This is a genomic window from Pseudolactococcus insecticola (genome assembly GCF_011170065.1).
Lineage (GTDB): Bacteria > Bacillota > Bacilli > Lactobacillales > Streptococcaceae > Pseudolactococcus > Pseudolactococcus insecticola.
Genome location: NZ_BLLH01000007.1, coordinates 94,749 through 107,100, shown reverse-complemented (window position 1 = coordinate 107,100; position 12,352 = coordinate 94,749). Strand labels below are relative to the sequence as shown.

Genomic DNA, 12,352 nt, shown 5'->3' with positions numbered 1-12,352 from the left:
TCGTCAGAAGACAGTGACTCGTCAGAAGACAGTGACTCGTCAGAAGACAGTGACTCGTCAGAAGACAGTGACTCGTCAGAAGACAGTGACTCGTCAGAAGACAGTGACTCGTCAGAAGACAGTGACTCGTCAGAAGACAGTGACTCGACAGAAGACAGTGACTCGACAGAAGACAGTGACTCGTCAGAAGACAGTGACTCGTTAGAAGACAGTGACTCGACAGAAGACAGTGACTCGTCGGAGGACAGTGACTCGTTAGAAGATTCAGATTCATCTGAAGACAGTGATTCGTCGGAAGACTCGGACTCATCAGAAGCTAGTGATTCTACAGAAGACAGCGACTCGACAGAAGACTCGGATTCGTCAGAAGACTCAGATTCATCAGAAGACAGTGATTCGTCAGAAGACTCAGACTCATCTGAAGATAGCGATTCAACTGAGGATTCAGACTCATCTGAAGACAGCGATTCTACAGAAGATTCAGACTCCGATGAAGATTCAGATTCAACAGCGGATAGCGAATCAGCAACTGCGCTAGATTCAACAGAAGATAGCGACTCAACAGAAGACTCAGATTCAGACGAAGACAGTGATTCCTCAGAAGACTCAGATTCATCTGAAGACAGCGATTCCTCAGAAGACTCAGATTCATCTGAAGACAGCGATTCCTCAGAAGATTCAGACTCCGATGAAGATTCAGATTCAACAGCGGATAGCGAATCAGCAACTGCGCTAGATTCAACAGAAGATTCAGATTCAACAGAAGATAGCGATTCCTCAGAAGACTCAGATTCCTCAGAAGACTCAGATTCAACAGAAGACTCAGATTCATCTGAAGACAGCGATTCAACAGAAGACTCAGATTCAACAGAAGATAGCGACTCAACAGAAGACTCAGATTCATCTGAAGATAGCGATTCAACAGAAGACTCAGATTCATCTGAAGACAGCGATTCTTCAGAAGACTCAGACTCATCTGAAGATAGCGACTCAACAGAAGACTCAGACTCAAGCGAAGATAGCGATTCAACTGAGGATTCAGACTCATCTGAAGACAGTGATTCAACAGAAGATTCAGATTCAACAGAAGACTCAGATTCCTCAGAAGACAGTGACTCCTCAGAAGATAGCGATTCCTCAGAAGACTCAGATTCAGACGAAGATAGCGATTTAACAGAAGATTCAGATTCAACAGAAGATAGCGATTCCTCAGAAGACTCAGATTCATCTGAAGACAGCGATTCCTCAGAAGATTCAGATTCAACAGAAGATAGCGATTCAACAGAAGATTCAGATTCAACAGAAGATAGCGATTCCTCAGAAGACTCAGATTCATCTGAAGACAGCGATTCCTCAGAAGATTCAGATTCAACAGAAGATAGCGACTCAACAGAAGATAGTGATTCATCTGAAGACAGTGATTCAACAGAAGACTCAGATTCATCTGAAGACAGCGATTCAACAGAAGATAGCGACTCATCTGAAGACAGCGATTCAACAGAAGATTCAGACTCCGATGAAGATTCAGATTCAACAGCGGATAGCGAATCAGCAACTGCGCTAGATTCAACAGAAGATAGCGACTCAACAGAAGACTCAGATTCATCTGAAGACAGCGATTCCTCAGAAGACTCAGATTCATCTGAAGACAGCGATTCCTCAGAAGACTCAGATTCATCTGAAGACAGCGATTCAACAGAAGACTCAGACTCATCTGAAGACAGCGACTCAACAGAAGACTCAGATTCATCTGAAGACAGCGATTCAACAGAAGATAGCGACTCAACAGAAGACTCAGATTCATCTGAAGACAGCGATTCCTCAGAAGACTCAGATTCATCTGAAGACAGTGACTCCTCAGAAGATTCAGATTCAACAGAAGATAGCGATTCAACTGAGGACTCAGACTCATCTGAAGACAGCGATTCAACAGAAGATTCAGACTCCGATGAAGATTCAGATTCAACAGAAGACTCAGATTCATCTGAAGATAGCGATTCAACAGAAGATAGTGATTCATCTGAAGACAGTGATTCAACAGAAGACTCAGACTCATCTGAAGACAGCGATTCCTCAGAAGACTCAGACTCATCTGAAGACAGCGATTCAACAGAAGATTCAGACTCCGATGAAGATTCAGATTCAACAGCGGATAGCGAATCAGCAACTGCGCTAGATTCAACAGAAGATAGCGACTCAACAGAAGACTCAGATTCAGACGAAGACAGCGATTCCTCAGAAGACTCAGATTCATCTGAAGACAGCGATTCAACAGAAGATAGCGATTCCTCAGAAGACTCAGATTCATCAGAAGACAGCGATTCCTCAGAAGATTCAGATTCCTCAGAAGACTCAGACTCAAGCGAGGATAGCGATTCCTCAGAAGACTCAGATTCATCCGAAGATAGTGACTCCGATGAGGATTCAGATTCATCCGAAGACAGCGACTCCACAGAAGATTCCGATTCATTCGAAGATAGTGATTCCACAGAAGATTCCGACTCTGCTGAAGATAGTGATTCCACAGAAGATTCAGACTCAAGCGAAGACAGCGACTCCACAGAAGATTCAGATTCATCAGAAGACAGCGATTCCACAGAAGACTCAGATTCAACAGAAGATAGCGATTCTAGTGAAGACAGTGATTCAGATGAGGATTCAGATTCAACAGCGGATAGCGAATCAGCAACTGCGCTAGATTCTACAGAAGATTCGGACTCATCCGAAGATAGCGATTTCACAGAAGACTCAGACTCAAGCGAAGATAGCGATTCAACAGAAAGCTCAGATTCAGACGAAGACAGCGATTCCTCAGAAGACTCAGATTCAACAGAAGATAGCGATTCATCTGAAGACAGTGATTCAACAGAAGACTCAGATTCATCTGAAGACAGCGATTCAACAGAAGACTCAGACTCATCTGAAGACAGCGATTCAACAGAGGATTCAGACTCAACAGAAGATAGCGATTCAACAGAAGATAGCGACTCATCAGAAGACTCAGATTCAGCTGAAGATAGCGACTCATCAGAAGACTCAGATTCAAGCGAAGACAGTGATTCCGATGAAGATTCAGATTCAACAGCGGATAGCGAATCAGCAACTGCGCTAGATTCTACAGAAGATTCAGATTCAAGCGAAGATAGCGATTCAACAGAAGACTCAGACTCAAGCGAAGATAGCGATTCAACAGAAGACTCAAATTCCTCAGAAGACTCAGATTCATCAGAAGACAGTGATTCCTCAGAAGATTCAGATTCAACAGAAGATAGCGATTCATCAGAAGACAGTGACTCCTCAGAAGACTCAGATTCAAGTGAAGAAAGTGATTCTACAGAAGACTCAGATTCAACAGCGGATAGCGAATCAGCAACTGCGCTAGATTCAACAGAAGACTCAGACTCAAGCGAAGATAGCGATTCAACAGAAGACTCAGACTCAAGCGAAGATAGCGATTCGATAGAAGACTCAGATTCAAGCGAAGACAGTGATTCCGATGAAGATTCAGACTCATCAGAAGACAGCGATTCAACAGAAGATAGCGATTCCTCAGAAGACTCAAATTCCTCAGAAGACTCAGATTCATCAGAAGACAGTGACTCCTCAGAAGACTCAGATTCATCAGAAGACAGTGATTCCTCAGAAGATTCAGATTCAACAGAAGATAGCGATTCCTCAGAAGACTCAGATTCATCAGAAGACAGTGACTCCTCAGAAGACTCAGATTCATCAGAAGATAGCGATTCCTCAGAAGATTCAGACTCAACAGAAGACAGCGATTCCTCAGAAGACTCAGATTCAAGTGAAGAAAGTGATTCTACAGAAGACTCAGATTCAACAGCGGATAGCGAATCAGCAACTGCGCTAGATTCAACAGAAGATTCAGATTCAACAGAAGATAGCGATTCCTCAGAAGACTCAGATTCAGACGAAGACAGCGATTCAAATGAAGATTCAGATTCAACAGAAGATAGCGACTCAACAGAAGACTCAGATTCATCTGAAGATAGCGACTCAACAGAAGACTCAGATTCATCTGAAGACAGTGACTCCTCAGAAGATTCCGACTCAACAGAAGATAGCGACTCAACTGAGGATTCCGACTCGACAGAAGCTAGTGATTCAGCGACTGCGCTAGATTCAACAGAAGATTCCGATATCCCAGATGAACCAATCGGTGAGGCGAAACCTGGTCAGGATGTACAACCTGATTATCCGATTATTCCTGTGACTGACGGCAATCGCACCACGCCTGATGGACCAAATGGTTCAGCAGGGCAAAAGTATCCGATATTGCCGAGAACAGGTGAGGAAAATGCCGCGGTAACTAGCTTACTTGGCGCAGCATTCCTATCGCCGATGTTCCTACTTGCATGGAAACGGCGTAAGAAAAAGACAGAACGAGCTGAAAAATAGTAAAATAAAACCAGCTTCTTGCCAAAAAAGAGGCTAGTTTTGTTGCAAAAATGCGCTCAAGGCTGATTATTTGCCATTAAGCACGTGAAATGGTAAATTAGACATATATTGATCGTACTGCTTTTCAAAAATGGCTGTGCGAAACTGTTTCTAAAATAGAAAGGCTAAAAATGAAAAAAATTGGATTTCTAAGTTTTGGCTTTTGGCAAGAGCAGGCATCACTTGTCAAAACAGCTGAACAATCGTATCTTGAATCAATTGACTTGGCTGTTGAGGCTGAAAAATTGGGCGTTGACGGTGCTTGGTATCGTGTTCACCACTTTGCCAATCAAATCGGATCACCATTCCCACTCATGTCAGCAATTGGTCAAAAAACTAGCAAAATCGAGATTGGCACAGGCCTAATCGACATGCGCTATGAAAATCCCTACATGATGGCAGAAAATGCTGGATTAACGGATATTTTAACCATGAATCGCGTGCAGTTAGGCGTCGGTCGTGGGTCACCTGAGCAAGTTCAAGATGGCTGGCAATATTTTGGCTATGACTACACTGAAGAGGAAATCAAGGATATTGCCCGTGCGCGGACACTTGAATTTTTACAGTTGATCAAAGGCGAAAAATTTGCTGAACCAAACAGACAGCCAATGTTCCCGCAAGCACCTGGGAAACTTCGGATTGAACCGTATTCTGCGGGTCTCAATCAACGCATCTGGTGGGGAGCTGGTTCAAAAGAAACGGCAATCTGGGCAGCTGAACAAGGCATGAATTTGCAATCCTCAACCCTTGTCAACTATGAAAGTAGTGAGCCATTTCACGTGCAACAGGCCAACCAACTGCGTGCCTACAAAGAGGCGTGGAAAAAAGCGGGTCACGATTTTGAGCCTAGAACCTTAGTCACACGCTCAATCTTGCCAATCACAAGTGATCTGGATCGCCAAATTCTTGCAACTGGTGCACAATCAGAAGATCAAGTTGGTTTTCTCGCCTATCACCAAAATCCAACGATTTTCGGTAAGACGTTTGTCGGTGAACCTGAAAAACTTGTTGAAGAACTCAAAAACGACGAAGCGATTCAAGAGGCTGATACAGTGCTTGTCACCGTACCAAACACGCTTGGTATCGACTACAACGTTCACATTCTTGACACAATCATGAAAGACATGGCGCCTGACCTCGGTTGGCGTTGATAGACATGAAAAATCCTGCTCATTTCAAAATGAACAGGATTTTTTTATTTTGTCATAGCGTTGTTTTTATCAATGGTTGCGGTGATTGCATCGATAACGGTTGCCACAAACTGATGTTGCTCAAGGCTTACGACGCCTGAAATCGTTGTGCCACCAGGGCTTGAAACATTGTCGACTAAGGTCCAGGGATTTTCACCGCTTTTAAGCAGCATCTCAGCGCTTGCGGCAAGCGTTTCAGCGACAATCTGCGTGCTCACATCTTTTGGCATGCCGTGCAAAACGCCCGCGCGGCTCATGGCGTCGATGAACATATAGATGTAGGCGGGCGAGCTGCCAGCAAGTGCTGTAAAGGTGCCAAAGTCCTTCTCAGCAATCTCGTGAACGCTACCAATGCTCTCAAAAATCGCAAGCGCAGCCTTGAAAGTCTCATCAGAAACATAGGCATTTCTGACGATTCCCGTTGTTGATTTTTTGATAGTCGCATTGATATTTGGCATGACGCGGATTAGGGGTTGCGTGTTTGACGTCATCTCAGCTAGGTTATCAAGCGTCAAGCCAGCTGCAATCGAGATGATCGGCTGTGTGATTGTGTAAGCAGATAAAATGTCAGGAATCACATGAGGTTTGACCGCAAGGATGACAAGCTCAGCATCCGCTATCAAGTTTGTATGGTCACTTGCTGCGGTAACGCCAAGTGTTGCTGCAGTCTGCTGCGTTTTTGATAAATCGCGTCCTGAGATTTGAATGCTGAACTTGCTTTTATCAAGTCCGCTGATGATGGCCTGCGCCATTTTACCTGCACCGATGAAACCGATTTTCATAGTTATTTCCTCGCATTCGTTTTATTTCTTAATTTTAACATATTTTTGTATAATTAAGATAAAGAGAGGTGGTGGTGAGATGAGAAAATGGTTGTTCATAATATTTTTCACTGTTTTTGTTGTAACGATCGGAACGATTTACTATCTTGATTTTCAAACGCAAGCCACGGCTGTTGCGGATGATTACGGCACAACGACAATGACGATAGGTACAAACACGCTTTATTATGACAATATTGGTCGCGATAACATGAAAGCGCAAAATTACATCAACAATGATCCACAGCACCATGTGGCAACGTGGGGAGGCAAGCCAATACAGGATAATTTTGACGGGCATAACACACACTTTATCGGGCATAATCCTGGCGTTTTCCATATCTTGAAAGCAGTTCAAATTGGCGATAAGATCACGGTCAAAGACGACTACAACACGGCAGAAATCTATCGTGTGGCAAAGATTTTCATTGTAAACGACGAAGGTTACATGGTCGATGACCACAGACAAAATCGTCTGCAAGAAATGATTGGTATTGGGACAAAAGAGCAAATTACGTTGCAGACTTGTCTGTCTGAAACGACAAATCTTGTCGTGATTGCCTATCCGTTTCAGAGTTAAAACTGTGTTATAATCGGGGAAACTCAGCCATTTTAAGACAAACGAAAAAATTCTTGGTATAATAGAACTAAGAATTTTTTTATTTAGGAGAAAAATATGAGTACATATGCGATCATTCTTGCGGCTGGAAAAGGCACGCGCATGAAGTCAGACTTGCCAAAAGTCTTGCACCAAGTGACTGGGAAACCGATGGTTTCTCACGTTGTCACAGCGACTGAGGCGATTCAGCCAGATAAGACGATTGCAATCGTCGGTCACGGTGCGACGGAAGTTCTAGGTGTTTTACCTGAACATGTCCACTACGTCAAACAAGAAGAGCAGCTTGGCACGGGTCATGCGGTCAAAATTGCTGAAACATTGCTGAAAGACTTGCACGGGACAACGCTTGTCATCGCAGGGGATACACCGCTGATTCGTCCTGAGACCTTGTCAGACTTGATTACTTTTCATCAGAATGAAAAGGCGACGGCAACCATTCTGACGGCGATTGCTGAAAATCCAACAGGCTACGGTCGCATCATCAGACAAGACGGTCAGGTGGAAAAAATCGTTGAGCAAAAAGACGCCAATGACTTTGAAAAATCAGTCCAAGAAATCAATACAGGCACTTATGTTTTTGACAACAGAGCCCTGTTTGATGCGCTAAACAATATCACGACAGACAACGCGCAGGGTGAGTATTATCTGACAGACGTCATCGAGATTTTCAAAAATGACAGCAAAAAAGTTGCGGCTTTTGTTTTGGATGACTTTAACGAGTCTGTCGGCGTCAACGACCGTGTGGCGCTGTCAGAAGCAGAAAAAATCATGCGGGTGCGCATAAATCATCAGCACATGGTAAATGGCGTGACCCTGATTGATCCTGAAACCACCTATATAGATTCTGACGTTGTCATTGGTGCTGATACCATTATCGAGCCAAATGTCGTGATTACAGGCGCAAGTGACATTGGTAAAAACGTCCACATCACATCAGGTAGCCGCATCGAGGACTCGAAGCTTTATAACAACAGCGAAGTCCGTAACTCGACTGTCGAGTATTCGGTTATCGAGGAGGGCGCAAACGTTGGCCCTTACGCACATCTGCGTCCGAGCAGCATTCTTCATGAAAATGTTCACGTGGGTAATTTTGTTGAAATCAAAGGCTCATCACTTGGTGCAGGCACGAAAGCAGGTCATCTGACCTACATTGGCAATGCCACAGTTGGTGAAGGTGTCAACTTTGGCGCTGGTACGATCACGGTCAATTATGATGGCAAAAATAAATTTAATACTGAGATTGAGGACTATGCCTTTATCGGTAGCAATTCTACATTGATTGCGCCGCTTAGTATTGGCAAAAATGCCATCACAACGGCAGGTTCTGTGATTACAGAGGATGTCAATGAAAACGACATGGCCTTTGGCCGTGCAAGACAGGTCAATAAATCTGGCCGTGCCAAAAATAAACCCAGTTACCACAACGACTAAATACCAAAAAGGAAAATAGCCATGAATTTTGAAGATTTTGAAGAAAAAACGATCAGCCGTGAAACGATTTTTAAAGGGCAGATTATTGACGTCAAGTTTGATACGGTTGCACTTCCTGGAAACCGCGGCGCAGCACCACGCGAACTAGTTTTTCACAATGGTGCGGTGGCTGTTCTTGCCATCACTTCTGATGACAAAATCGTCCTTGTCCGCCAATTTCGCAAAGCACTCGAAAAAGTTATTTATGAGATTCCAGCAGGCAAGTTAGAACAAGGTGAAAATGCGGATCCGCAAGCAGCCATGCTGCGTGAACTCGAAGAAGAAACCGGTCTTGCCGCAAAAACAGTGACTAAAATCGCTGAATTTTACACGGCGCCTGGCTTTTCAAACGAGTTGATTTATTTATACAAGGCTGAAAATTTGGTCAAGGTGGAAAATCCAAGGCCTCAAGATGACGATGAGATTTTAGAGCGCTATGAAGTCAGTCTTGCTGAGGCAAAAGCCCTGATTGCATCAGGTGAGATTGCCGATGCAAAGACGATTTTAGCCATTCAACATTGGGAGTTAAGCACACATGCCTAAGCCGTTATTGACAGATGACATCATCAATCAAGCGAGTCGTGAGAAACAACGACTAGACGACGAAATCGCACGCGCCAAGTCATCTGATCCAGAATTAGCCAAAAAATTTGCGGCACAAAAAGCGCAAATCGAAAAAAATCAAATTTATAAAAGCCGTCGTATTGAAGCGCAAAAACGAGATGAACGTGGCAAAAAAATGACAAAGTACATCGTGATTTTAGCGATTTTACTGATTATCGTGATGATCGTCGTTTTTAAGTTTTAAAAGCAGGTTCCCATAATCAAGCGACAAAAAATGATAGGAGAAATCATGAAATTAGGCATTATTGCAGCCATGGATGAAGAGTTAAAAATCCTGACTGACAGTCTACTCAAACCTCAAAAAGCCATGCACCACGGCTTTATTTTTTATACAGGTGCTATCGGGCGCCACGACGTCGTCCTTGTCAAATCAGGGATTGGTAAGGTCATGAGTGCCGTTGCTGTTGCGCTTTTGGCAGATATTTTTCAGGTTGACGGCATCATTAACAGTGGCTCTGCTGGTGGCGTTGGCGATGGTCTCTCTGTTGGAGACGTCGTTATTGCAGACAAACTCGCCTATCACGATGTTGATGTGACCGCTTTTGGCTATGCTTTTGGGCAAATGGCAGGACAGCCACTTTATTTTGAAAGCAGCAAGTATTTTGTGTCAGAACTCAAAAAAGCGGACCCTCAGGCAAAAATTGGCCTGATTACTTCGTCAGATTCGTTCATTTCATCAAAAACACGTCAACTTGACATCAAACAACATTTTCCGGATGTGTTAGCCGTTGAGATGGAAGGCGCGTCAATTGCGCAGGCTGCAACTGCACTCGGTAAGCCATTTGTTGTCATTCGTAGCATTTCTGACACAGCAGACGGCGCCGCAGCTGAAAGTTTTGATAGCTTTATTGTGGCAGCAGGCGAAAAGTCAGCTCAAACCTTGATAAAACTTCTGGGAAGCATGATCTGATGACCGATAATTTGGTGCTACACACGGATTTATACCAACTTAACATGATGCAGGTTTATTTTGAAAAAGGAATTTCAGAGCGAAATGCCGTTTTTGAGGTTTATTTTAGAGACATGCCCTTTAAAAATGGCTACGCTGTTTTTGCGGGACTTGAGCGCGTGATTGACTATTTGTCAAGCCTACATTTTGAGGCTGATGACATCGTCTATCTGCGTGAGCTGGGCTATCCAGAGTCGTTTTTGAGCTATCTGTCAGATTTACGATTTACGTGTAGCGTCAGATCAGCGCGTGAGGGTGATTTAGTCTTTGCAAACGAACCGATTCTTCAGGTGGAAGGGCCACTCGCCCAATGTCAGCTGGTTGAAACAGCCATCTTGAACATTGTCAACTTCCAGACCCTCATTGCCACCAAGGCCGCGCGGATCAAGTCGGTCATCGGTAGCGCACCACTCATGGAGTTCGGCACACGCCGGGCGCAGGAAATGGATGCAGCCATCTGGGGGACACGTGCAGCAGTGATTGGGGGAGCAGATGCGACCTCAAATGTCCGAGCAGGAAAGCGTTTTGGGATTCCGGTTGCAGGCACACATGCCCACGCCCTCGTGCAGGCTTATGGCAACGACTACGATGCTTTCAAAGCCTATGCCACAACGCATAAGGACTGCGTTTTCCTTGTTGACACCTATGACACGTTAAAAATCGGCGTGCCCGCAGCGATCAAAGTCGCAAAAGAACTAGGTGATGCGATCCATTTTCAAGGCGTCAGAATCGACTCGGGTGATATGGCCTATATTTCCAAAAAAGTCCGTGAACAGCTGGATGACGCAGGATTTACAGATGCGAAAATCTACGCCTCAAACGACCTAGATGAAAATACCATTCTCAATCTCAAAATGCAAAAAGCAAAAATTGACGTTTGGGGTGTCGGGACAAAGCTCATCACAGCCTATGATCAACCGGCGCTTGGCGCAGTCTATAAAATTGTTGCCATTGAAACAGAAAACGGAGATATGCGTGATACGATCAAGCTCTCAAGCAATGCTGAAAAAGTCTCAACGCCTGGTAAAAAGCAAGTTTGGCGGATTCGTAGCATAGATAAAAATAAGTCAGAAGGCGATTATATCACTTTTTCTGATGTTGATGTCACAAGACAAGACGAGATTTTCATGTTTCACCCGACTTATACTTATATCAATAAAAAACTGACCAACTTCATGGCACGTCCACTTCTGACGCCTATTTTTGCCAAGGGTCAGCTGGTTTATGACAAGCCAACTTTGCCTGAAATCAAGGCTTATTTTAAGGCGATGTTGGATGATTTGTGGGACGAGTACAAACGCGATCTTAATCCGCAGGATTATCCAGTGGACCTGGCGCAAGACGTCTGGGATCGTAAAATGCAGCTGATTGACCAAGTACGAAAGGACGTTTACAAATGACATTACAAGACAAAATCATCGCTGAGCTAGGTGTCAAATCTGAGATTTCACCTGAAGCTGAAGTTCGCCGTTCAGTTGATTTTCTAAAAGACTATCTCAAAGCGCATCCATTTTTAAAAAGTTTAGTATTAGGTATCTCAGGCGGGCAGGATTCAAGTCTGGCAGGTCGCTTGGCACAGCTTGCAGTCACAGAACTACGTGCTGAAACAGGAGATGACAGCTACAAATTCATCGCCGTCAGACTCCCATATGGCGTCCAGCACGACGAGCTTGATGCGCAGCGTGCGCTTGCCTTTATCAAACCTGACGAAAGTCTTGTGGTCAATATCAAAGGTGGCGTGGATGGCCAATTAGCCGACCTTGATGCGGCAGGTGTTAGCGTTTCAGACTTTAATAAGGGCAATATTAAGGCACGGCAACGCATGATCACGCAGTACGCTATTGCTGGTGCTAATCAAGGCGCCGTCATCGGAACAGATCACGCTGCTGAAAATATCACAGGATTTTTCACAAAATTTGGTGATGGCGGTGCGGACATCCTGCCTTTGTTTAGGCTAGACAAGCGTCAAGGCAAGCAACTGTTGGCTTATCTGGGCGCAGATCCTGCTATCTATGAGAAAGTACCCACGGCTGACCTAGAAGATGGCAAGCCAGGACTTGCAGACGAAGTAGCGCTTGGCGTGACCTATGCTGACATTGATGACTATCTAGAAGGACATGAGATTTCTAGTGAAGCAAGACAAATCATTGAAAATTGGTGGATGAAAACGGAACACAAACGACATCTACCGATTTCAGTGTTTGATGATTTCTGGCGGATTTGA

General features: G+C 44.3%; 10 protein-coding genes. 9 read left to right on the top strand and 1 reads right to left on the bottom strand.

Features of this window, described 5'->3' with window-relative positions; translation table 11 throughout:
* The coding region (locus Hs20B_RS07110; RefSeq protein WP_172357018.1) for an LPXTG cell wall anchor domain-containing protein at positions 1-4,416 on the top strand (4,416 nt) is incomplete at its 5' end.
* 170 nt (positions 4,417-4,586) lie between these two features.
* The gene (locus Hs20B_RS07105; protein ID WP_172357016.1) at positions 4,587-5,606 is read left to right on the top strand and encodes an LLM class flavin-dependent oxidoreductase; all 1,020 of its coding nucleotides are present in this window, start codon (positions 4,587-4,589) and stop codon (positions 5,604-5,606) included.
* A gap of 44 nt (positions 5,607-5,650) precedes the next feature.
* Here the strand turns inward: Hs20B_RS07105 and proC are convergent, their stop codons facing one another.
* On the bottom strand, positions 5,651-6,427 hold the full coding sequence (gene proC, locus Hs20B_RS07100) for a pyrroline-5-carboxylate reductase (RefSeq protein WP_172357014.1): 777 nt from the start codon (positions 6,425-6,427) through the stop codon (positions 5,651-5,653).
* A gap of 79 nt (positions 6,428-6,506) precedes the next feature.
* Here proC and Hs20B_RS07095 point away from each other — a divergent pair, with 79 nt between their 5' ends.
* The 7 genes from Hs20B_RS07095 (at position 6,507) to nadE (ending at position 12,352) form a co-directional block, all read left to right on the top strand.
* Positions 6,507-7,046, top strand: a complete 540-nt coding sequence (locus Hs20B_RS07095; protein WP_172357012.1) for a sortase domain-containing protein — start codon at positions 6,507-6,509, stop codon at positions 7,044-7,046.
* Between the two features lie 96 nt (positions 7,047-7,142).
* Entirely contained in the window at positions 7,143-8,516 is a 1,374-nt protein-coding gene (gene glmU / locus Hs20B_RS07090; protein WP_172357010.1) for a bifunctional UDP-N-acetylglucosamine diphosphorylase/glucosamine-1-phosphate N-acetyltransferase GlmU, read from the top strand.
* Positions 8,517-8,537: 21 nt separating this feature from the next.
* Complete coding sequence (locus Hs20B_RS07085; RefSeq protein ID WP_172357008.1) at positions 8,538-9,098, top strand: NUDIX hydrolase; 561 nt, start codon at positions 8,538-8,540, stop codon at positions 9,096-9,098.
* A complete protein-coding gene (gene macP / locus Hs20B_RS07080) occupies positions 9,091-9,363 on the top strand; it encodes a cell wall synthase accessory phosphoprotein MacP (RefSeq protein WP_172357006.1) in 273 nt (90 codons plus the stop codon). Before Hs20B_RS07085 ends, macP begins: the two co-directional genes overlap by 8 nt.
* A 45-nt stretch (positions 9,364-9,408) precedes the next feature.
* Entirely contained in the window at positions 9,409-10,089 is a 681-nt protein-coding gene (locus Hs20B_RS07075; RefSeq protein WP_172357004.1) for a 5'-methylthioadenosine/adenosylhomocysteine nucleosidase, read from the top strand.
* The gene (locus Hs20B_RS07070) at positions 10,089-11,528 is read left to right on the top strand and encodes a nicotinate phosphoribosyltransferase (protein ID WP_172357002.1); all 1,440 of its coding nucleotides are present in this window, start codon (positions 10,089-10,091) and stop codon (positions 11,526-11,528) included. Before Hs20B_RS07075 ends, Hs20B_RS07070 begins: the two co-directional genes overlap by 1 nt.
* Positions 11,525-12,352, top strand: a complete 828-nt coding sequence (gene nadE / locus Hs20B_RS07065) for an NAD(+) synthase (RefSeq protein WP_172357000.1) — start codon at positions 11,525-11,527, stop codon at positions 12,350-12,352. Before Hs20B_RS07070 ends, nadE begins: the two co-directional genes overlap by 4 nt.